17 protein-coding genes are annotated in these 21,879 nt (G+C 42.6%); 3 read left to right on the top strand and 14 right to left on the bottom strand.

Going from position 1 to position 21,879, the window contains the following annotated elements; genetic code table 11:
• Window positions 1–184 precede the first annotated feature (184 nt).
• Entirely contained in the window at window positions 185–736 is a 552-nt protein-coding gene (locus QMA01_RS04120; protein WP_290214348.1) for a GNAT family N-acetyltransferase, read from the bottom strand.
• 858 nt (window positions 737–1,594) lie between these two features.
• Between QMA01_RS04120 and QMA01_RS18180 the strand changes: the two genes are divergently transcribed.
• Window positions 1,595–1,786 (top strand): hypothetical protein, encoded by a 192-nt coding sequence (locus QMA01_RS18180; RefSeq protein WP_301611119.1) that lies wholly within the window; start codon window positions 1,595–1,597, stop codon window positions 1,784–1,786.
• 415 nt (window positions 1,787–2,201) lie between these two features.
• Here the strand turns inward: QMA01_RS18180 and QMA01_RS04110 are convergent, their stop codons facing one another.
• From QMA01_RS04110 to QMA01_RS04090, 5 genes are all read right to left on the bottom strand, one after another.
• Window positions 2,202–3,377 (bottom strand): iron-containing alcohol dehydrogenase, encoded by a 1,176-nt coding sequence (locus QMA01_RS04110; protein WP_290214347.1) that lies wholly within the window; start codon window positions 3,375–3,377, stop codon window positions 2,202–2,204.
• A 40-nt stretch (window positions 3,378–3,417) separates the two neighbouring features.
• On the bottom strand, window positions 3,418–4,839 hold the full coding sequence (locus tag QMA01_RS04105; protein WP_290214346.1) for an aldehyde dehydrogenase family protein: 1,422 nt from the start codon (window positions 4,837–4,839) through the stop codon (window positions 3,418–3,420).
• 18 nt (window positions 4,840–4,857) lie between these two features.
• Window positions 4,858–6,255: a hypothetical protein gene (locus tag QMA01_RS04100; RefSeq protein ID WP_290214345.1), complete on the bottom strand. Its 1,398-nt coding sequence runs from the start codon at window positions 6,253–6,255 to the stop codon at window positions 4,858–4,860.
• Between the two features lie 127 nt (window positions 6,256–6,382).
• Window positions 6,383–7,378, bottom strand: coding sequence for a LacI family DNA-binding transcriptional regulator (locus QMA01_RS04095; protein ID WP_290214344.1), 996 nt, complete (start codon window positions 7,376–7,378; stop codon window positions 6,383–6,385).
• 282 nt (window positions 7,379–7,660) lie between these two features.
• Complete coding sequence (locus QMA01_RS04090) at window positions 7,661–8,224, bottom strand: recombinase family protein (RefSeq protein ID WP_290214343.1); 564 nt, start codon at window positions 8,222–8,224, stop codon at window positions 7,661–7,663.
• 245 nt (window positions 8,225–8,469) lie between these two features.
• On the opposite strand from QMA01_RS04090, the gene QMA01_RS04085 reads away from it, so the two are divergent.
• Window positions 8,470–9,360: an AlbA family DNA-binding domain-containing protein gene (locus tag QMA01_RS04085; RefSeq protein ID WP_290214342.1), complete on the top strand. Its 891-nt coding sequence runs from the start codon at window positions 8,470–8,472 to the stop codon at window positions 9,358–9,360.
• Window positions 9,361–9,507: 147 nt separating this feature from the next.
• On the opposite strand, the gene QMA01_RS04080 is transcribed toward QMA01_RS04085, so the two are convergent.
• Window positions 9,508–10,689, bottom strand: a complete 1,182-nt coding sequence (locus QMA01_RS04080; RefSeq protein ID WP_290214341.1) for an IS256 family transposase — start codon at window positions 10,687–10,689, stop codon at window positions 9,508–9,510.
• Between the two features lie 945 nt (window positions 10,690–11,634).
• Here QMA01_RS04080 and QMA01_RS04075 point away from each other — a divergent pair.
• Complete coding sequence (locus tag QMA01_RS04075) at window positions 11,635–12,813, top strand: M20 metallopeptidase family protein (protein ID WP_290214340.1); 1,179 nt, start codon at window positions 11,635–11,637, stop codon at window positions 12,811–12,813.
• A 39-nt stretch (window positions 12,814–12,852) separates the two neighbouring features.
• Here the strand turns inward: QMA01_RS04075 and QMA01_RS04070 are convergent, their stop codons facing one another.
• The 7 genes from QMA01_RS04070 to QMA01_RS04040 all read right to left on the bottom strand — a co-directional run bounded on the left by QMA01_RS04070 (window position 12,853) and on the right by QMA01_RS04040 (window position 21,821).
• A complete protein-coding gene (locus tag QMA01_RS04070) occupies window positions 12,853–13,977 on the bottom strand; it encodes an aminotransferase (RefSeq protein ID WP_290214339.1) in 1,125 nt (374 codons plus the stop codon).
• 12 nt (window positions 13,978–13,989) lie between these two features.
• On the bottom strand, window positions 13,990–15,096 hold the full coding sequence (locus QMA01_RS04065) for a mandelate racemase/muconate lactonizing enzyme family protein (protein ID WP_290214338.1): 1,107 nt from the start codon (window positions 15,094–15,096) through the stop codon (window positions 13,990–13,992).
• A gap of 147 nt (window positions 15,097–15,243) precedes the next feature.
• Window positions 15,244–16,221: a threonine ammonia-lyase gene (locus QMA01_RS04060; RefSeq protein ID WP_203339605.1), complete on the bottom strand. Its 978-nt coding sequence runs from the start codon at window positions 16,219–16,221 to the stop codon at window positions 15,244–15,246.
• Window positions 16,222–16,244: 23 nt separating this feature from the next.
• Window positions 16,245–17,405, bottom strand: a complete 1,161-nt coding sequence (locus QMA01_RS04055) for a M20 metallopeptidase family protein (RefSeq protein WP_290214337.1) — start codon at window positions 17,403–17,405, stop codon at window positions 16,245–16,247.
• 12 nt (window positions 17,406–17,417) lie between these two features.
• Window positions 17,418–18,830 (bottom strand): YfcC family protein, encoded by a 1,413-nt coding sequence (locus QMA01_RS04050; protein WP_203339603.1) that lies wholly within the window; start codon window positions 18,828–18,830, stop codon window positions 17,418–17,420.
• Window positions 18,831–19,437: 607 nt separating this feature from the next.
• The gene (locus tag QMA01_RS04045) at window positions 19,438–20,421 is read right to left on the bottom strand and encodes a bile acid:sodium symporter family protein (RefSeq protein ID WP_290214336.1); all 984 of its coding nucleotides are present in this window, start codon (window positions 20,419–20,421) and stop codon (window positions 19,438–19,440) included.
• Window positions 20,418–21,821, bottom strand: coding sequence for an FAD-binding oxidoreductase (locus tag QMA01_RS04040; RefSeq protein WP_290214335.1), 1,404 nt, complete (start codon window positions 21,819–21,821; stop codon window positions 20,418–20,420). Before QMA01_RS04040 ends, QMA01_RS04045 begins: the two co-directional genes overlap by 4 nt.
• Window positions 21,822–21,879: the final 58 nt, after the last annotated feature.

The following is a 21,879-nucleotide window of genomic DNA, read 5'->3' as shown; positions in this document are numbered from 1 at the left end:
AATTACTGCTTTTCGCAAATGACGGAAAACATTCGATGCGGAACTTGCACTACATCCCCCTCGAGCTGCTCTTTCAGTAAAAGTGATAAGGTCTTATCAAATGCTATTGGAAAAACCTCCAATAGGGTCACTTTTTAAGTGTCCATTATTGGAGGTTTAATTCACTGGCAGTCCTTTTTCATTTTTAAATTTTCACAGTAGAATTCAATGATTCCCATTCTTCTCTTAAAATTCCCATACGAATAGAATCATAATATTTATTTTTGTAAAAACGTACTTTTCTAATGCGAGCTTCTAGTTGCATCCCTAATTTCTCTCCAACTCGAATCATTCTTTCATTGCCGGACCAAGTAGTCAATCCTACCCTTACAGCTGGTAATGAGTTAAAAATATGATTAAGCCAGAGTTTCAGAGAACGAGTTCCTATCCCTTTATTCCAGTTATGGCCTTCATGAATGACAATTCCTACCTCTAACCAGTTAGATTGTTCATCTTCAAAGTAATAGGAGACAATCCCACATACTATATCGTTGCTTGTAATAACCCAAAAACTCTCTTTATCCACCAACGTTGGTGCCGTTTCGAGAAATTTTTCGTAAGGCTTAGATTTATGAGGGAAATAGGGAGCATCCCATTTTTTCCATTCTGGCGCATCTTCTTTGTAGATTAATTCCCAAAGTACGGGCAGGTCTGTCTCATTCACAGGGCGAATTGCTAATTCTTCATCTTTATACATACGTGTCCTCTTTTCATTTTTTTATTCTTATTACTGAAAAGAAGATTAAATCAATCTACTTTTCAATCACCTTATATATTTTTGAGTTTTTCATATGAATCACACCTCTCTATGTAGTAATTTAATTATATCATTAAGACCATTTACAATTATTGGTTTTTTCGAACTATTTATTAAGTAAGATACCAATTTATTTATAAATTATCATCACTCCTATAGATTAGCTGGTTTATGATTGATATTTTAATTTCACGAGACAAGTAACCGTTCGTAAAAGTACACTTATACAAACGGTTTGAAAACAGCTAAAAATGGCCAAAAAAAGCGTTCGTAAACGTACTAAAACACTTTACGAACGTTCGCCGATTTGCATACATGTTTGCGAACGCTTTTCAGTCATATTGAATAGGAACAATCGTTTAGAAAGTTAGATCTATAGAACATCACAAATTAAATTACACACGTGTCAGCAGCAAACATCAAAATGAATGCCGCCTACTGGAAGCTAAGAGAAACGTCGGGATAAACGATCGGGATATTTATCTGGACAAGCAAAGTAGGGAGAGTTTCGAACATAAACTTTCAATTACTCAAACGGACTGTTCGAAAACAGATATTTTCTATACTTATTCCTTACATCAGGTTGGTTGGGACAAAGTAGAGATTCTCCAGGAATGGAACGACTTAACGAAAAATATCGAAGCTGATATTGTTGTGGTTGATATGCCATTGCTCGATACCACTCAATATATAGAAGGTATGAAGACATTTATTGCGGATTTGGTTTTGCAGATTCTTTCCTGAATTGCAGAAGAGGGATGAGGGCACATTAGGAAACGGCAGCGTGAAGGAATCGACTTGGCACCGCAAAATAGCATTCAGTTTGGTAGGACTCCGGTTCTTGTTTCAGATGATTTTAAAGATGTTTATAGAAAATGGAGAGCTAGAGAGCTAACAGCAGTAGAGGCCATGCGAGAAGCTGGAGTTAAAAAGACCAGTTTTTACAAATTGGTAAAAGCCCTCGAAGGAGAAACGGTTAACACATTATAATAGAAGAAACTTAAAATATAGAATGCCAAGGCTACAGTTGAGTAGTCTTGACATTCTTTCTATATTCCTTTTTTTTCTCATCTAACCCTTCCCAAAACACTCATCCATTTTGAGAATGCCCCGAACATAAAGCAGCCGGTGTGCTCGGACTATTGAATTCTACATCATCAATTAATTTTGCAGACTTCTCATCTATTATAACTGCTTTACCAGATTCGATAAGTTGATTATACCGTCTCTTCGAACGTTGATAAACTGGCACAAACTCTCTTATCAATATAACATTGCATAACTCTTGCCAAAACAGTTATAAATGAAACGCACGATGGCGGTCTTGATCCCACATAAAAAAACCCTGGCATTGTCGATTGCGATAATGCCGGGGCAGAAAAATTCCATGATTCAGTTTTAAGATTTATTTCTCTGTTATGGTTCCCGCATAAGCTGCCTGGTAAATAGCCAGGATGTCTTGGCGTTCCAGTTTCATCGGGCTTCTTGCCAAAATCCGCTTCTGCTCGATGCCGGCGTCCGCCAGGCTTTCTAGCGAATCTTCAGGGATTTCGAAGCCTTTCAGCGTTAACGGGATATTGACATCGGTAACCAGCCGCTTCAATTCCTCAACACATTTGTAGGAGGCTTGTGCCTGCGATAGTTGAGCGGTGCTGAAGCCCATCGCTTCCACAATGTCCTTCATCCGCTTTTCGCAGCTTTGGCGAATATAGCCCATCACATATGGCAAAAGAACAGCATTCGATTCGCCGTGTGATACATGAAACTGGCCGCCCAGCGGATACGCCAGCGCATGAACCCCGGCAACGCCGGCATTGAAGAATGACAAACCAGCCAAATAACTGCCGTAGCTCATATCCGTCCGGGCTTGTTTATTTTCTCCATCCGTCACAGCTGTCCGGATGGAGCTGCTGATCAGGCGAATCGCCTGTAAAGCAAAGGCATCTGTCACAGGATTGGCGTTGACCGACACGTACGCTTCCACTGCATGCGTTAATGCATCAATTCCGGTTGCGGCTGTCACTTTCGGCGGCAATGAAACCGTCAACGCCGGATCGATGATTGCCACATCCGGCAATAAATAATCATGTGTTACAACATCTTTTGTGGTTTCCAGCGACAACACGGAAATGTTCGTTACTTCAGACCCCGTTCCAGATGTTGTCGGAATAAGAATTTTCGGTATCCCCTTGTCGGAAAGCGACAGGCTACCCGTCAAATTCAGGTAGTCTGCGACGTTGCCGTCATGGGTCGCCAGGACGCCGGCCAACTTCGCCAGGTCGAGTGCGCTTCCCCCGCCCAATCCGATCACCAGATCAAATTTGTGTTTCCGGGTGAATTCTACCAGTTTTTCGCCGACCGCGAGTGGAGGCTCCGGCACAACTTCCGTATAAACGCTCGTCTCCCATCCTTTCGCTTTTAACGGTTCGACGATTTTGTCCGTCATTCCCAACTCTACTAAAAAGGGATCCGTCACGATTAAGATGTTGCTGGCATTCAACCGTTCGGCCTCGCTTACCAAATGCTCCAATGAACCCCATCCGGTATAACTGACTGGCATAAACGTTATTTTGCTCGACATATCTTTCACTCCTCTAAAAGTATCTTTATTATTTCCTCTATTAAGATTGATTCCAGACGACCAGTTTCATTTCCGTCATTTCTTCAATCGCATATTTCAGTCCTTCTTTGCCGTTTCCACTTTCCTTGACGCCGCCGTACGGCATCTGGTCGACACGGAACGTCGGGATATCATTGATCAGAACGCCGCCAACCTGCAATTCCTTGGACGCCCGGAAGGCAGTTTTTATGTCATTCGTGAATATTCCCGCCTGCAAACCATAAACAGAATTATTGATCTCGCTGATTCCCTGTTCAATGGATTCAATCCCGTTTACAATCACGACGGGCGCAAACACTTCCTGGCAGGACACTTTCGAGTCGGCCGCCACATCTGCAAGGATCGTCGGCTGGAACACATTGTCTTTGACGTTGCCGCCGGCGACCAATGTTGCTCCCGCGTCTACGGCTTCTTGAACCCAACTCGCTGCGCGTTCCTGCTCCTGTGTAGAGATCATAGCGGAAAGATCAGATTGCGGGTCGAACGGGTCGCCAATTACGAGTTTCTGCGTCGCAGCTTGGAAACGCGACAGAAATTCTTCTTTCAAACTTTCCATTACATAAATTCGCTGCAATGAAATGCAGACTTGTCCTTGATTGGAAAACGCTCCTAAGACTGCTTTTTCCAACACTGTATTGAGGTCTGCCCCTTCATCCACCAAGAGGCCGGCATTGGAACCCAGTTCAAGTGCCACTTTTTTCAATCCGGCTTTGTTGCGGATGCCTTTGCCGACAGCCGGGCTGCCGGTAAATGTGATCATTTCGACTTTATCGCTTTCAACCAGTACATCGCCAACGGCTCGGCCGCCGCCCGTCACGAGATTGAATGCGCCTTTCGGCAAATCCGTCTGCTCCAAAAGTTCCGCTAAAAACACGGCGGACAGCGGCGTTTGTGAAGCCGGCTTCAGCACTACCGTATTGCCTGCCGCAATGGCCGGCCCGATTTTATGGGCCACCAAATTCTGCGGAAAGTTAAACGGCGTTATGGCAGCGACCACGCCGATCGGCTGGCGCAACGTATACGCCAGGCGGCCGCTGCCGCCTTTTGCCGCGTCCATCGGAATCATTTCACCGGTCAAGCGTTTCGCTTCTTCGGCCGCAAATTTATACGTTTCAATGGTGCGGTCAATTTCCGCCATCGCATATTTCAGCGGTTTTGCTGATTCCAATGAGATAATGTGGGCTGCTTCTTCTTTGCGTTCGATAAATGAGGAGACCAATTGCTCCAGGATCGCTGCCCGCTCATATGCAGTCAACGCGGCCATTTCGGCTCTCGCGCTGTCGGCTGCCTCAATCGCTTCTTCGATATCGTGCTTTGCAGCTTGTGGGATCTCAGCAATCTTTTCCCTCGAGTAAGGGGAGAACAGTTCTGCATATTCCGCTGCTTCTTTCCACTCTCCGCCGATATATAATTTCTTTTTCATTGATAGACATCCTCTCATTTACACTTCAGTTATTTCTTTTTCTTGTTTCACTTCCAGATCTTTCGTAAATGTCTCGTCGGATTCATTCTTAAAGAAGTCTCTTCCGTAAATCAGCAAACACAAACCGATACCGATGGCAAATGCCCACGCGGCTCCTTTTATGACAAGGACTGCCCCGATAATGCCGGCAATTCCCAAGTCGCTCTGGCTTCTGGCTTCCAGAATCCCGACTTTCACACTGACATAGCCCTGAATTAGAAGCGTCAATGCCAGCGCTATGCCAAGAATCGGCTCAACGAGGCTGACAATCGGCAGCAACAATAACCCAGTATTTGTACCCCAACGGAACGAGCCGACGCCACCAAAGAAAGAATCCATCGCTTTTCTTCCGTCCTTGAAGCGCTGAACCACTACCACCTGCATCGCTGCCCATAACGGACCGGCCATTGTAACATCGGGTCCGATGACACTCATGATAGAGTTTCTTGCTCCAAAAATCATGTGGGCGCGGTTCGCGTTATAATCCAATTTTTCATCCGGCCGTGACAGATCCGCTTCTTTCACCAAAGCACGGGTCTGGAGGACATCGCCGAACAACACGATATATGCTGCCAATACGGTTGGAATTCCTGTTACAAACAGCATCAATGGCGGAAATCCTAATCCGAACAATGTATAACCCGTCCATAAACCGATAAAATCAGGCGAAACGAAGCCCCATTCGATTGTTGGCCATGGTGCCTCGCCAAATAAAGGTGCAATGATGATTGCAATAATGATAATCGGGAAAATTCCAAGCTTGCCGATTATTCCCCAGAAATGGTTGGTAGCTTTCAGTTTATCGAAATGCTTCGAGAACAGCAGGTAGAAACCGATTCCGACTGCAATGGAAATCGTCCAAGGAAAACTATCAAAACGGCCGCCCACTTCAAAAATGGATACCACAGCGGCAAATCCTGCTCCTAGAATGACGCCGGATCTAATGGCTGATGGAATACTCGTAACGACTTTCGATGCCAATCCGGTGGTTCCCAGTAAAATCGAGAGTATCCCTAGCGTCATTTGAAACGCTATCAATGCGTGCACCCTCTCGGGGCCTTCTGGGAATTGCGTACAGTACAACATGATTAACGGGATAGCCGGAGTAATCCAACCGGGAATGGCCGGGTCTCCAAGTAGATGGTGCAATAAATAAAATACGCCGTTAAGTAGAACAATGGCGAGTGCCACTTCAAAAGGCATGCCTAGCAATTCGATCAATAACGGAATCGCCGCCAAATCGACGGCGCACATTAACAGCCCCTGTACATAATCGGGCCATTCAAAGCGATAATGAATAAACGGTAATCGAATTTTAAATGGTCCAGCTGGAATATAAGGTGACTCTTCTCCGAACTTGCGTTCTTTCCACTTCATAACTTTTCCTCTTCTCTGCTGGATTTAAGGGACCGCTGTGTCGTACAAGGTTATTCATTTTTGTAAGCGTCTTCATCTTTTAGCTTCCAAAATGGTTACGTAACCATTTAAAAGTTAAAAAGAAAAGTCACTTTCTTTCGAGAGTTGTGTTTCTTTCAAATAGTCTAACATTTTCCGTAATGCGAATACAAGAACTATTTTTTTGCTGAATCATATGTATCAGTTTTTCGATGGCCAGCTGCCCCAGGCCCACAGTTGAAGAAATGCCCACAGTCGTCAGCTGGATTGAGGCGTGACGGCTCGTTGCGACGTTATCAATTCCGATGATGCTAATATCCTCCGGAACCCGATATCCTGCTGAAATGTAAAAATCCATCATATGAAGTGCGATGGCATCAGTAGCAGAAATGATGGCTGTCGGCTTCTCAGCCATACTCTCCAATGTCAAAAATGTTTGATACAAGTCCTCTGCAGAGGTATCGGTAATGAAAATTCGTTCAGGTTTCACTTGTGCTTCAAGCTTTTCTGCCGCTTTCAAAAAGCCGTCGTAGCGGCCTTTGAACGTACTCATTTCCAGTGGTCCACCGATCCAGCAAAGATTTTCATGCCCGAGCGAAAGTAAATGCTCTGCCGACAAATAGCCGGCCTGCACATTATCCATTTCTACAAAATATTTATCGCTTTTGTGTTTCCTGTTAAACGTGATGAATGGAATTCCGGATTTCTCCAGCTTCTCAAAAGCCGGATCATCCAATAAAATCGACGACAAAATAATGCCGTCTACTTTATTTTCAAAAATTACATTGTACAGTTCTGCAAGGTTTTGATCATTTGAAAAATGCACATTGATTCTGAAGCCATTGGCGTTTGCCACATTCACTATCGCAGTGGTCGTTTCCACAAAAAACGGATTGCTCAACGGCCCCGAAATCAACGCAATCGTATGCGTCCGTTTCTGGACGAGCGACCTGGCATTAGCGTCCGGGATATAATTAAGCGCATCGATTGCCGCCATCACCTTTTGGAGGGTCGGTTTTTTCACCAAATGCGGCGTATTCACCACTCGAGAAACAGTAGTTTGCGAAACCCCGGCGTATTTTGCAACATCTTTTGACGAAACCATCTGAATCACCTAACTTTCAAATGAAAATTTTCGTTTTTGCATTTAGTTGAATTTGGACATTTTTGGTAAAAACATGTCAGTACATCCGTTGACTTTTGTAATCTCAATAATAAATATACTAAGCCGCCATCCAAAAAGCCAGTTAAATTCCATAACCTTAAAGTTTTGAGGTTTTATCAATCATTATTTACGGAAACACAGCATTTTCTCAGTGTCTTTACTTCCTATAAAGGACAATTTCATTTTTCGCATAAACGACTTATTCATAACACAGTAATCGATTTACTGATTAGTAAATTTTTCTTCATTAATTCGTCGATATAAGGTAGCTGAAGAAATTCCCGTAGCTTCCTGTATCTCTCTAACACTCATTCGCTGTGAATGGTAAAGAGCCATTGCTTGATTCAACTTTTGCTGATTTACTTTTGGCCGTCCCCCTTTTCTTCCTCTTGCACGTGCGGCCTTCAATCCTGCCATTGTTCGTTCCCGAATAATATCCCGTTCAAATTCTGCTAAAACGGAAAGCATCCCAAACATTGCTTTGCCCGCTGCTGTCCCTGTGTCAATGTTATCCTGGATACTAACAAACTCTACCCCTTTTTCTCGAAGTAGTTCCGCTATCTCAATCAACCGTTTTGTTGACCTGGCCAATCTATCCAATTTATAAACAACAAATTTATCACCGGCACGCGACATCTTAATCGCTTGCAATAATTCCGGTCGATCATCTTTTGCTCCTGATAATTTTTCCTGAAAGATTTCTTCACAGCCAAATTCTTTTAAGGCATCCAATTGTAAATTTAACGATTGATCAATCGTACTGACTCGAGCATATCCGATAATCATAAAATCCTCTCCTTCCCTCTTTCATTATCAGATTAATTATATCAAATACATTCGTTTAAGATGTATAGTTTTTGAAATGAGTTTTGATATAAAAAGATTATAAAAAAGAAGAAGGTTTTCACCTTCTTCTCTCTCCTATCAAAAACCATCGTTTTTGATAGCTTAAATTAAGAAATTATAAAAATTAATTGTTAAAATACTCTAGTTAAAATGTTAAGCTAATATTATTCAGATGGAGGAAAAATATGGATATAATTTTATTAAGGAGTTTAATTAACAAACCAGAAAATGAATATTTAGATTTCAAGAAAGGTTTATATGTTAAAGCAAATTACGAAAACTTGTTAAAAGACGTATTGGCAATGGCAAATGCAAAAATAACCGGTTCTCGTTATATCATATTTGGGGTGAAGGAAACAGCTGGACAGGAAAAAAAACTATTCGATGTTAAAGAACCAGTGGATGCAGCTACCTATCAAGAATTGATATTCGAAAACATTGAACCTCAACTTACTTGTCATCTAAACTATCTTACTTATAATGATTGCTTGTTAGCAGTACTTGAAATTGTAGAACCCAAATCACAACCATATCTACTTAAGAAGGATTATGGGAAGTTAAATAAAGGACTATGTTATATTCGCCGAGGAAGCAAAAATGATTTCGCATTGCGTTCAGACTTTGATTATTTCTATAAACAAGGACAGTTCGAAATCCATATACTTGATCGTTTCTTGAGTGCAACTGATGTTGAAAGTGGATGCGCAACACTAGAGTGTTCCTTTAGAAACTGCACAGACTTCCCAATTACTATTTACAAAGGCTACTTAGAAGTATGGGATTCAAAAAAAATGCGCTCACAGCATCGGCTATTCGGACATTCTCGTCACATTCCTGGTGCGGATTTCCGTTTGGCCATCTCCCCTAAAGATGAAGTAACCAAGCCTTTCGCATTTGGCTTTGAATCAAGTGACTGTATACGATTAGAAATGGATGAATACGGACATTCTGATTTAGATTTTAATTTCAAATTATATTTAATCGATACATTAGGGAATGAATATCTCGGGACAGCAGAGAATGGTATAGTGTTTGCTAAAGGCGACTTCTTATGGAAGGTAAAAATCAGGAAATAAAAGAAGATACATTTATAGTGAAAAATATAAAAGAAGACTTCATAAATAGAAGTCTTCTTGATTTTAGGATTGTTATGCTTGAAATGTACAGGAGACCGTCAATAATTATGTGTAAATAAGTAAATCCTTTTCTTGTATGTATATCCATTAAGCTTGCTTGAACATTTCAGCCAGCTCTGCACGAGCTTGATCGAATCCGATATGGCAGCGAGTGGAAAAGTTCTGGTTGTAGATTTCGAACTGGGAAACCAGAAAGCGGTCCAAGGAATCTTCGTTGGGGAATTGTTCTTTGCGTTTGCTGTATTTTTTCACTTTCTTGTTAAACGACTCGATGAGATTCGTTGAATAGATGCTTCGCCAAATGGATTTGGGGAAGGTGTAGAAGGTGAAAATAAAGGGATTCGCTTCCAGTGATTTCGTCACTTTGGGATAGGCAGTTTTCCATTTCTCGACAAAGGCTTTCAGCGCCTCTTCGCCCAGTTCCTGGCTCTCTGCCCGGTAGACCGATTTGAAGTCATCGAGAATCTCCTGTCGATCGGTGACGCGGACTTTGTGGGAAATGCCGCGCGACAGATGCACGCAGCACGCCTGATACTTTGCGTCAGGAAATACGGCGAAGATGCGATCCGTGATTCCTTTCAAGCCGTCGGAGATAAACAGAAGCACCTCTTCGACACCGCGCTCTTTCAAGTCCAACAGGACTTCTTCCCACACAAATGCGGATTCCGTGGGAGCGACTGTATAGGCGAGGACTTCTTTCGAGCCGTCCTCCCGGATGCCGACCGCAATATAGACTGCTTCTTTGGAGACAGTATCGCGCTTGAGGGCAATATAGGTCGCATCCAAATAAACACATACGTAGCGTGAATCCAGCGGGCGGGCTTTAAAGGCTTCGACTTGTTCGCTTATCGCTTTGGTCATGTTGGAAACGGTTTGAGGCGTGTAATGATGGCCGTACATCTTTTCGATCAGATCTGAGATTTCAGACATCGCCACGCCCTTTTGGAACATGTGGATGACAAAGGATTCCAGCGTGTCGTTCGAGCGCTTGTATGGAGCAACTGTCTGTTGAGTGAACTCACCATTGCGATCTCTTGGGATCGACAAGTTTAAGTCTCCGTACTCCGTATGGAGTGTCCGCGTGTAAATGCCATTTCGGGAATTGCCTGAATTGAATCCAATGCGGTCGTATTTCTCGTAATCCAGGAAAGCGGTCAGTTCGGTTTGTAGAAGCGTATTGACCGCCGCCTCTAGATGTGTCCGGAAAACTTCGGAGATGTCTTCTTTTTTTACTAGAGCTTGCATGATATCTGTTGTAAACTGAGTCATAGGGAAGGCCTCTTTTCTGTGAATTGGTTGTGGTGACTTAATTCTACAAGAAAAGGTCTTCCTTTTTCTATTTATTCATTTACACAAAATATTTTACGCTCTCATCGACAATCCTCTATTATTATAACCAATTGATATATTTATGGAAAACACTCGTAAAAGAATATTGTAATCTAATGGCATGTTAATTTAACCAATTTAACTGCTGCTGACATTGCCCTCTTTTTCTTCCTTTATACATAAAAAAAGACACGAGAATAAATCTCTCATATCTTCAATCGCACCCTTTCATTAATAAATCCACACTATCTTTTATCGTCCTCGACATCAGGAATAACAAAGTATAATACTTCGAAAAGTTTGTCACTAATAATTGGCTTGATTGCTAAATCAAGTTCTTTTTTACTTTTATAAATAATTTTATACTTATAGTCGTATAGCATGGCTATTTGTAAACGCTAATCTAGAGAGAACAATTTATCACAATTAGGACAGAGCAGGTTTCCACAAATAAGATTGACCAATTTCCTCACAAATATGACACTTTTATTAGGCTACGGCTAGTTTATTGAAAGTGAGGAAATTGGAGTGAACAGATTCATATCTAACTTATTTATTACTGCCTCTAATAACTCCACTGAATAAGAGTTCTAAACTTCACCGTGCTTTGCATCACATGCAGCTTCTCTACTTTTAAATGGAGACGTTGTCAAGATCACTATAAAATAATTAAAATCAAAGTAACTACAACACAAAACTCTATTTATTTCACATCCTTCTCCTAGCCTTTTTGTATTTTTTCTTTCAAGTTGGTTCCAGACTATAGCTGAATTCGATCAGTGTATCGAAAGCCAATAGAGAATTTCAACATTAATCACTAATTTGGAGAAACGATATCAATCTCACAATTTTTTATAGTACAATTTGTAAAAAGGAGATGCCGAAATGACATTAAAAGACCGAATTTTCAATAGCATTGCTAATGATTCATCTGAAATAACAAATATAAGGCGCCATCTCCATATGCATCCCGAATTATCGCATCAAGAAGTTGAAACACCTGAGTTCATTGCAAATTATTTGGAGCAGTTGAACATTCCAGTTCGCAGAGGCGTCGGAGGACGAGGTGTTGTGGGAAAAATCGAAGGAGGCAAGCCTGGTAAGACCATCGCTTTCAGAGCCGATTTCGATGCTCTTCCCATCCAGGATGCCAAAGAGGTACCTTATAAATCCACTGTTCCCGGTGTAATGCATGCCTGCGGCCATGATGGTCATACCGCCGCATTGCTGGCATTTGCAAAAGCGATGAACGAAGTAAAAGACGAACTTGCAGGAAATATTGTGCTGATTCACCAATTTGGAGAAGAACTATCACCAGGCGGAGCTACTGCTATGATTGAAGACAATTGTTTAGAAGGCGTAGATTTAATTTATGGCGCCCATCTTCAATCGAAAATGGACAGTGGTTACGTATATGGACGCGAAGGTTACCTACAAGCCTCTGAAGATGCGATTAAAATCGTCGTTAATGGATCAGGCACTCATGGCGCAGAACCGCACACAGGTATCGACCCTATATTAGCTGCCAGTCACATTATGGTCGCTTTGCAATCCATTGTAAGCCGTAACGCGGATCCTTTAAAGGAACTCGTCATCTCGATCGGCAAATTTCATGCTGGAGATGCGGACAATGTCATTCCTGAAAAGGCAGTATTGGAAGGAACTATCCGGGTATTCGATGAGAATTTGCGCATATTGGGTGGCCAGCGCATTAAAGAAGTAGCTACAGGAGTTGGACAAGCCCTCGGATGCACAGTCGATGTTCAGATAGAAAAAGGATATGACTCTCTATGGAATCATGCGGAACAAGTGGAAATCGTTCGGCAAGCGGTCAATGATTCTTTTGGCGAAGAGAGTTTTAAGGACATTGCACCCATCATGCCGGTAGAAGATTTTTCTTATTACCTTCAGAAAATTCCCGGCGCCTTTTTCTTTGTTGGCGCAAACCCAGCAAACGGTGAAAATTCGTTTCCGCACCACCATGAAAAGTTTGACTTTCACGAACCGGCTATGGAAATGATCGCAAAGGTTTTTGCAGCTACTTATCTGGAATCACAAAAATAAAAAGCAGTGGGGCAAATTTCCGCCCCACTGCTTTTTCGCTTAATTTATAGTCTTTAAATACTCCGAAAGTTTCTCCAATCCGTTCTGTAGCACTTTCGTTGAACAGGCATATCCGATACGTACGCTACCTGGTAAATCAAAACAATCCCCTGGAGCTAAAAAAACGCCATTTGCTTTAAATAAATCGATGCAGAATTGCTCAGAAGGAATATCAACACTGTATTGAAGAATTGCAGTTGTTCCGCCCTGCGGCTTAAAATATGTGATTTTTTCTTCTGTTTCCACCCATTCATCCAAAATCTGCAGGTTATCGCGAATGATTTTCAAATTACGTGACATGATGGCATCGTAGTTTTCCAATGCATGAGCCGCTAACAGATCATCGATACGTCCATTGCTGATGGTTGTATAGTCACGACGAATCAAACATCTCTCAATCAACTCTTTCGGTCCCGCAATCCAGCCTAGGCGTAAACCGGCCAAGGAAAGTGCCTTGGACATACTGCCTGTACTGATGCCTTTTTCATATAAATCCGCCATCGCCGGAATGTCCGTCTCCGGATTTTGCCACAAGCCTCTATATACCTCGTCGCATAACAGATAAGCATCGTGCTTGCGTGCGATTTCCACGATTTCAGAAAGATAAGCAGCATCCATAACAGAGCCTGAAGGATTGTTGGGGTTGTTGATGATGATCAATTTCGTTTTAGGATTTACCAGCGACTCTAACTCCTCCAGATCCGGCAAGTAATTATTTTCCGGAGTAAGGCGTAATCGTTTTACTTCAGCTCCAAAAGATTCCGGCACTGAATGCAGCTGCTGGTACGTTGGGTCAACACAAATAACTTCATCGCCCGGTTCCACCAATGTATAAAGTACAAGAAAGTTTGCGCCGATCGCTCCGTTCATGGAAAGGATATTTTCCGGCTCCATTTTTTCATATAATTTTGCTACGTTCTTCTTGAACTTCGGTGACCCGGTGATGTGGCCATACGTCATTTTCTTATCTGCAATTGTTCGGAAGAAGGCATCGTAATCCTGGCCTCCGATTGTCACCAACTCTTCAATACTCAGGGAATCCACACAAGTCTCTGCAAGGTTATATACAGCATCATTTTCATACTCATTCATCCACTCTTCTATCGCAAACGGTTTTATTTTCATAGATATGCTCCTTCACGAAATAATAATATGGACTTCAGACAACTCTTTCACAAGCGATTCGTCCACTACAACACCTAGTCCTGGCAATTCAGGGAATTTCAATACGTCGCCCTCAAATGAGACCTTCCCAATATCCTGTGAAATCATAAACGGCCCCACAAGTTCATTGGTTTGAATAATGCCTCTGGAAATAGCGAGATGAGCCCCCGCCATTGTTCCTACCGCAGACTCTACCATTGACCCCACTTGGCATGGCAGTCCAGCTGCTTCTGCCATATTTGCTATCGCCAATGAGGGATAAATCCCTCCTGCTTTCATCAATTTGATGTTGACCATATCTGCTGAACGAGTTTTTATGACATTCAGTAAATCATGAGTGCTGTGTATACCTTCATCAATCATAATTTTTGCAGGGGACACCTTTCGAATCTCCTGAAGTGACAGAATATCATCTGCTAAAACTGGTTGTTCGTACCACTCTACTAAACAATCCTTTGTCTGATCAATCACAGTGATGGCGGATGTCCGATCCCATCCTTGGTTGGCATCCACACGCAACTTAACTTCTGGCGGAATAGCATTTCGAACGGCACGAATTCGTTCAATATCCGTTTCCATATCCGTTCCTACTTTTATCTTTAGATTCCTGAAACCTTTCCTGACCATCCGTCGAGCATCAGACGCCATTTCATCCGGAGATTTAATGCTGATGACTTGAGGCATCACGAGAAAATCATGGGTTTTTCCCCCTATAAGCTGATAGACCGGCTGCTCTGTGATTTTCCCCATCAAATCGTATAGTGCACAGTCTATTGCTGCTTTAGCAGAGGGATTCCCCAGGATTTTTTTATTCATCTTTTGATGAATCAATTCAATCTGAAAAGGGCTTAAGCCTGAAAGTAAAGGGGCTAACTCATGTTCTAAAACTTGTAAAGCAGAATGCCAGGTCTCCCCCGTCACATGTTGATCCGGCACTGCCTCTCCCCACCCAACGACACCATTCTCTAATTCTATTTTCACTAAAATGGCAGGCATATCCTCGTATTTGTCATAGGAAACGATAAACGGTTCATGTAAGGGCAATCTGATTCCAAATAATTCGACTTTATCGATTTTCATAACACAACTCCTTTAACTTAAGTTTATAGATATTTCTCCGCTATTTTCTTTTAATACGCAGACCACTTGCTTAGCTGGTGGCTTATCTTGAATTAACAAGCTAGTAGAGTTAAAGAAGGAGATTTCAACTTTCTGTTTTCTTCCTTTTTATATACTAAGATCCTTAAACTTAGTATGAAATTGTGCAAGCCTGCCGATATCCACATTTCCGCCTGTAGCGATAGTGATAATTTTCTTGCCGGCAATATCCGGTATGAGCCCTCTCTGCAAAGCTGCTATTCCCACCACTGCTGATCCTTCTAACATATAATGATGCTGTTTGGCCATCCAATACATGGCTTTTGCGACATCATCTTCTGTAACCAATACGAAATCATCAACGATTCCTTTCGCAAGATTGAAGTTCCCTTCGGTAATGCCTCCGTGCAACCCTTCTGCATAAGAGGGCGAATACTCGACATCCACCAACTCCCCTGCTTGAAAGGAATAATACCAGGGCGGGGAAGTATCTGTTTGAATACCAATAACTTTAATGTTCGGATTAATGGCTTTAGCTACCAGCGCTACTCCACACAATAAGCCACCCCCACCTGCTGGAATCAATAAAATATCCGCGTCAGGCTGCTCCAACAGAGCTTCCAATCCTGCAGTTCCCTGTCCGGCCACTACTAAATCATCTTCAAATGCATTGACAAACACCCTTCCAGTTTCTTCAGCAAGTTGTAGTGCATGTTCTTCTGCCTCATCGTATAGATCGCCATGAATCACCAAATCTCCACCATAGCGTTTGATGCCTTCTAATTTTGTCTCGGGTGTTGACATCGGCACAACGATTTTTGCTGAAATCCCTTTGAGCTTAGTGGCGTATGCAACAGCTTGTGCATGGTTTCCGGCTGAAGCAGTTACGACACCCCGTTTCTGTTCTTCTTCAGTTAATGCATCCATTTTATTTAATGCGCCACGAACTTTAAAGGAACCTGTTTTTTGCAAAGCTTCCATTTTGATAAAAATATCTGCACCCGTGTCTTTAGAAAGTTGATCAGAATAAATAAGCGGAGTCTCGTTGATCCGGCCTTTCAGCCTGGTGGCTGCCATCAATACATCTTGAAAAGTCGCTTTTAACATCTGTTTCCTCCTAATTTCAAAAGTTAATTAGATGGATAGTCTAAAACAATGTTGATGAATAATTGAATCGCAGATTCAAAAACTTCTTCATCCAAATCAAATTTTGCATGATGGTGAGGAAATCTGCTTTTCTCTCCTTTTATCCCAACAAAAATGAAAGCTCCTGGCTTTTCTTGCAGATAAAAGGAAAAATCTTCTGCGGCCATAGTAATTCCCATTAACGCAAAAGCTTCCTCTCCCATATAGCTTTTTATGACCTGCTCTACATATCGGCTCTGCTCTTCATCATTGATTAGCGGTGGTGTTCCTTTGATGATGTCAACTTTGTGTGTAGCAGAAAAAGTTGAACATATTCCAGCAACCTGTTGCTCAATACGTTCTTGGATAAACCTATGGGTTTCAGGAGTCACTGTTCGCATGGTTCCCAACATCCTCACGGTTGAAGGAATGATATTGTAGTTGGTTCCACCGATAATCTTTCCAATCGAAATAACTGCAGGTTCCATAGGATTGATTTGCCTGCTTGTAATCGCCTGGAACGACTGGATTATATGAGAGGCAATATAGATTGGATCTATAGTTTCGTGAGGCATAGATCCGTGCCCGCCATTCGCTTCGATTGTTACTTCAAAATCATCCACTGAAGCCATCATTGGTCCGTAATTCAATCCAATCTTCCCTTTTTCCAACCCTTGCCACAGGTGAATGCCGAAAATTGCATCTACATCATTCAAAATTCCTGCCTGAATCAGCTCTTGCGCACCGCTTGGCGTAATTTCTTCAGCTGACTGGAAGATGAATTTTACGTTAGGTTCGATTAAGCCGCGATTCTCCGACATCCATTTAGCTGCTGCCAGCAAAATCGCAATATGGCCGTCATGACCACATACATGAGAAACTCCAGGAATTTGAGACATATACCCATCTTTATCCCCTTCTTCTTGAATAGGGAGAGCATCAATATCTGCACGCAATGCGATAGTTTTATTCCCAACTGTTCCCGGAAGATACGCTATCAAACTTGGATAAGGATAATCCAATATTTTCAAATTTAAATCTTTAATAATTTTTTTAATGTATTCATGGGTTTTATATTCTTTCCCTGATATTTCTGGTTGTTGGTGAAGAAGCCGTCTATGGACGATACTCCATTCTGAAAGTGATCGGAGCTGATTCAATTTCATTAGGCCACCTCCTTAAAATGGTCCATACTGAATGAAATGAGCAATTAGTAAAAATACGATAGCAATTCCCACTTGCATTAAAGCAAAAGGAAATACCCATTTTATCCACTTGCCCCACGGAATTCCCGCTAAGGCTAAACCCGCCATAAAGAAACCTACGGTCGGAAATAATATATTCGAGATTCCATCCCCTAATTGGTAAGCTAATACAGTCGTTTGTCGAGTAACCCCGATTAAGTCGCCCAAAGGAGCCATAATCGGCATCGTCAGAGCTGCTTGACCGCTGCCAGAAGGAATTAAGAAATTAAAAAACAACTGGAAAATAAACATTCCAATAGCACTTAAAGCTGCCGGTAAGTTCTCTAATACTCCAGAGGCATAATATAAAATTGTATCCATGAGCATTCCACTTTGAAAAATAACTAATATCGCTTGAGCGAATCCGATCACTAAAGCTCCAGGAACGAGAAGTTTAGCTCCCTCTATAAAGCTATCTGCGATTTCACTTGGTGATAATTTTCCAATAAATCCTATTAAAATGCCGAAAAGCAAGAATAATCCAGCAATCTCTGTAATATACCAACCATAATTTAAGACTCCAAAGATGAGGACGATAAAGTTAATCAAAAAAACAATCAATACAAATTTATGGTGAGTTTGCATCTTGTATGTTGAATCCATTTCTACTTTTGTGTTTGAATCATGACTCCCATAGAAACCGATACTCGGATTATTTCTCACTTTTTTCGCATATCGCCATACATACCAAACAGCAGTAATATACAAAGTAGCTAAAAGTGCCAACCTTAAACCGATTCCTGAAAATGTCGGCAATTCGGCTATTCCTTGTGCTACACCGACTGTAAATGGATTCATAACTGCTGCTGAAAACCCTACTGATGCACCAAGAGATACGATAGCAAATCCCGTAATAGCGTCAAACCTCAAAGCAATCGCTAATGGAACCAAAATACCTATATAGACTAAGGTTTCTTCCGCCATCCCCATTAAGGTACCTGCAGCTGCAAAGAACAACATGAGTATTGGAATTAAAAGACCTGCTTTATTAGCCAGTTTAATTGTTAAAAATGTTACTAAGGCATCCAGTGCTCCGGTAGCTTTCAATATTCCAAATGCCCCGCCTACCATAAAGACAAAGAATATAATGCCCGCACCTTCAATCATCCCCAAGTGGACACTATTAAAAATTCCCATAAAACTTACAGGTGATGATTCAGTAAAAGTGAAACTTGTAGGGTCCACAACGGTTCTTCCATCAATTTCTGATCTCTCATATGTTCCTGCTGGCATAATATAAGTTAAAATAGCAGCAATAATAATAACAACAAAAATGAGAACAAAGGCATTTATCCCCTTCGATTCCACTACTTTTTCTTCTGAACTATTCACGGGCTTCTTGTCCATTCAATTTCCTCCAGTCTGAATTACAAATCATATATGATTGACTTCATGTACTTCCGAAATTTCTCTCCTTTCATCACCTCCTTTAATTACTATCTATCTGTCCAGATTATTCTGTGAATTTAAATCAATTTCTTTGTGTTCATTTTACTTAATAAGCATGGAAAGTAATTCATTAACCTAATACTTATTACGTATTACGAAGTATTCATTATAATAACACAGAATATTCTATTTTTTGTTCCTTTTTTAATAGCAGAGGCAATTTCTCTACATAGAATTAATTTCATTAGAGCTACTAAATAAGATTTATGGAGAAAGGGCGATCGGTCATCTCAGCGGAATCGACACTCCCATAGATTTTACCTTCAGGGACTCAAAAAAGTATTAGGAGTTCGGAATGGTGATATTGACCAACAATATCTAAAAGTAAACAGCCTCCACTGGTTACTTTCAGGAAACCCTTCCAAAATCAAAAACAGACGGAGAAAAAGAGGTCCTTTTTCTCCGTCTGTTTTATTTTAGAGACTTATGGGACACTCCCTAACTCGTTCATTTGTAAATACTATTTCAACTTATGCATACGGAAAACCGTTGCACCTCTATTTTTTCAAGCTTTCCAAGGCTTAACCTCAACCCCTCTATCCACCCCAGCCACTTCCTTCTTATCAGCCGATTTCTTCGACCAGATCGTTGCAAGAATCGGTCCGGAAATATTGTGCCAGATCGCACCCCAAACGCTTGGAAGTGCAGCGAGCGGGCTGAAATGGGCTGTCGCCAAGGCGACGCCCAAGCCGGAATTCTGCATGCCCACTTCGAGTGAAATGGCACGGCGGTCTGTTTCATTGAGCCCCATCGCCATAGCGGTCAGATAACCCAGCAGTAAGCCGAAGCCATTATGCAAGAAGACGGCAAGGAATACGATGAAGCCTGAACTGATGACATTTTGCGCATTGGCCGCTGTGACGGCTGATACAATGATTAAGATGGCAGCAACGGAAATGAGCGGTACGATGGTGACACTTTTGGCGACTGCTTTCGGGAAAAACCGTTGCACCAGAATGCCCAGCGCAATCGGAATGATGATTACTTGAACGATCGACAGGAACATCGATACCGGGTTTACCGGAAGCCATTGGCCTGCCAGCAGCAATAACAACAGCGGCGTCATGATGGGTGCCATCAAAGTCGATAATGACGTCATTGCAACGGACAACGCCAGATTTCCTTTAGCAAGATAAACCATAACATTCGATGCCGTCCCTCCAGGAACGCAGCCGAGGAGCACGAGTCCCGCAGCCAGTTCAGGCGGCAATTTCAATACATAAGCGATGGCGAATGCTGCAAACGGCATGATTAAAAATTGTGCCGCTACTCCGATGACGACAGGGAGCGGACTTTTGAAGATGATTTTGAAATCGACTGGCTTCAGCGTCAAGCCCATTCCGAACATAACGACTCCCAGCAAAATGGTGATGTAGCTGCCGAAGCCCAGGAACGCGGCTGGGAAGAAAAAGGCCAGCAACGCAATCAGGACGACCCAGACGGCAAAGTATTTTCCGGCGACTGCACTAATGGACTGCAAAACTTTCATTGGGTCAGCTCCTTATGATCGACATTGATATTTTTTCCAGGGTTCAGCAAATTATTCGGATCCAGGGCTGCTTTGATTTTTGCCATGACGTCCAGTGCAGCTCCGTGTTCTTGTTGCTGGTATTTTTTCTTGCCGATGCCGACACCGTGTTCTCCCGTGCATGTGCCGCCGCGTTCAAGTGCATACAAGACGATGCGTTCATTGAATTCCTGCGCTTTGGCCACTTCTTCCGGGTTGTCCATGTCCATCATGATGAGTGCATGGAAGTTGCCGTCGCCGACGTGCCCCACGATGCCCCCTGGCAATTCAAGTGCCATCAGATTTTCCCGTGCATGGCTGACCGCTCCTGCCAGTTCAGAAATCGGCAGGCAGACATCCGTCACCATCATTTTTTTGCCTGGATGCCCGTGGATATAGGCATAAGCCAAGGTATGGCGTGCTTCCCATAAGCGGTTGCGCGCTGCGGTATCCGTTTCAAACGCCACTTCGATGCAGGCATGCCCTTGGACGATTTCCTGCATGAATTCCACGTCCTGACGCAGTCCCGCTTCATTGCCATGAAACTCTAAAAACAGTGTTGGCCCCTCTGTATAAGCGGTTTCGTTGTATTTGTTGACTTGTACCATGGATTGCTCATCCACCAGTTCGACGCGGGCAATCGGGATGCCTGCCTGTAAAATGGATACGACGGCTTCCACGGCGTCTTTAACCGTCGGGAACGACGCGCGGGCTGCTGTGATGTGTTCCGGGATGCCGTATACACGAAGTGTCATTTCAGTAAAACAGCCGAGCGTCCCTTCTGAACCGACAAACAATCCATTCAAGTGAAGGCCTGAGGAAGATTTTGCTGCTTTGTTGCCGGTATGGATAAAGGTTCCATCCGCCAATACCACTTCCAAATCCCTTACTTGATCACGCATACCTCCGTACTTCACTGATGTGGTGCCGCTGGCGTTGGTGGCGGCCATACCGCCAAGCGTCGCATCCGCTCCTGGATCTACTGTGAAAAACAAGCCGTATTTCTTCAGTTCCTTATTGAGCTGGGTCCGTGTTACACCCGGCTGTACAGTCACAAGAAAATCCTCTTCAAAAACTTCCAAGACTTTGTTCATCAATGAAAAATCGATGGTGATGCCTCCGCGTTGCGGAATGACATGGCCCTCTAAACTGGAACCAAGTCCGAATGGGATGACGGGAATCTGATACTGTGACGAGATTTTCATAATCTCCGAAACCTGCTCCTTGTTTTCAGGGAAAACGACGATGTCCGGCAACTCCATTTTGTGATAGGATTCATCTTTCCCATGCAATTCTTTAACGGTTTCATTGACGCTGATCTGCTCTGGTGTCAAGTGCTGCTTCAAGCTTTCAAGGATCTTTTCCTGATTGTCGATTGTCATGCTGTATCGCCCCTTTAGTAAAATTCAGTATAATAAAAGAAAGGTTTATACTTTCTTT

Source organism: Planococcus notacanthi (genome assembly GCF_030407825.1).
Taxonomy (GTDB): Bacteria; Bacillota; Bacilli; order Bacillales_A; family Planococcaceae; genus Planococcus; species Planococcus notacanthi.
Note: the sequence above shows the minus strand (reverse complement) of the source record. Positions and strands in the feature narration are given on the sequence as shown.

What these genes read in the sequence shown, in the direction of transcription:
- QMA01_RS04120 (WP_290214348.1), bottom strand. Translation starts at nt 736, where the DNA reads ATGTATAAAGATGAAGAATTAGCAATTCGCCCTGTGAATGAGACAGAC.
- QMA01_RS04110 (WP_290214347.1), bottom strand. Translation starts at nt 3,377, where the DNA reads ATGTCGAGCAAAATAACGTTTATGCCAGTCAGTTATACCGGATGGGGT.
- QMA01_RS04105 (WP_290214346.1), bottom strand. Translation starts at nt 4,839, where the DNA reads ATGAAAAAGAAATTATATATCGGCGGAGAGTGGAAAGAAGCAGCGGAA.
- QMA01_RS04100 (WP_290214345.1), bottom strand. Translation starts at nt 6,255, where the DNA reads ATGAAGTGGAAAGAACGCAAGTTCGGAGAAGAGTCACCTTATATTCCA.
- QMA01_RS04095 (WP_290214344.1), bottom strand. Translation starts at nt 7,378, where the DNA reads ATGGTTTCGTCAAAAGATGTTGCAAAATACGCCGGGGTTTCGCAAACT.
- QMA01_RS04090 (WP_290214343.1), bottom strand. Translation starts at nt 8,224, where the DNA reads ATGATTATCGGATATGCTCGAGTCAGTACGATTGATCAATCGTTAAAT.
- QMA01_RS04085 (WP_290214342.1), top strand. Translation starts at nt 8,470, where the DNA reads ATGGATATAATTTTATTAAGGAGTTTAATTAACAAACCAGAAAATGAA.
- QMA01_RS04080 (WP_290214341.1), bottom strand. Translation starts at nt 10,689, where the DNA reads ATGACTCAGTTTACAACAGATATCATGCAAGCTCTAGTAAAAAAAGAA.
- QMA01_RS04075 (WP_290214340.1), top strand. Translation starts at nt 11,635, where the DNA reads ATGACATTAAAAGACCGAATTTTCAATAGCATTGCTAATGATTCATCT.
- QMA01_RS04070 (WP_290214339.1), bottom strand. Translation starts at nt 13,977, where the DNA reads ATGAAAATAAAACCGTTTGCGATAGAAGAGTGGATGAATGAGTATGAA.
- QMA01_RS04065 (WP_290214338.1), bottom strand. Translation starts at nt 15,096, where the DNA reads ATGAAAATCGATAAAGTCGAATTATTTGGAATCAGATTGCCCTTACAT.
- QMA01_RS04060 (WP_203339605.1), bottom strand. Translation starts at nt 16,221, where the DNA reads ATGTTAAAAGCGACTTTTCAAGATGTATTGATGGCAGCCACCAGGCTG.
- QMA01_RS04055 (WP_290214337.1), bottom strand. Translation starts at nt 17,405, where the DNA reads ATGAAATTGAATCAGCTCCGATCACTTTCAGAATGGAGTATCGTCCAT.
- QMA01_RS04050 (WP_203339603.1), bottom strand. Translation starts at nt 18,830, where the DNA reads ATGGACAAGAAGCCCGTGAATAGTTCAGAAGAAAAAGTAGTGGAATCG.
- QMA01_RS04045 (WP_290214336.1), bottom strand. Translation starts at nt 20,421, where the DNA reads ATGAAAGTTTTGCAGTCCATTAGTGCAGTCGCCGGAAAATACTTTGCC.
- QMA01_RS04040 (WP_290214335.1), bottom strand. Translation starts at nt 21,821, where the DNA reads ATGACAATCGACAATCAGGAAAAGATCCTTGAAAGCTTGAAGCAGCAC.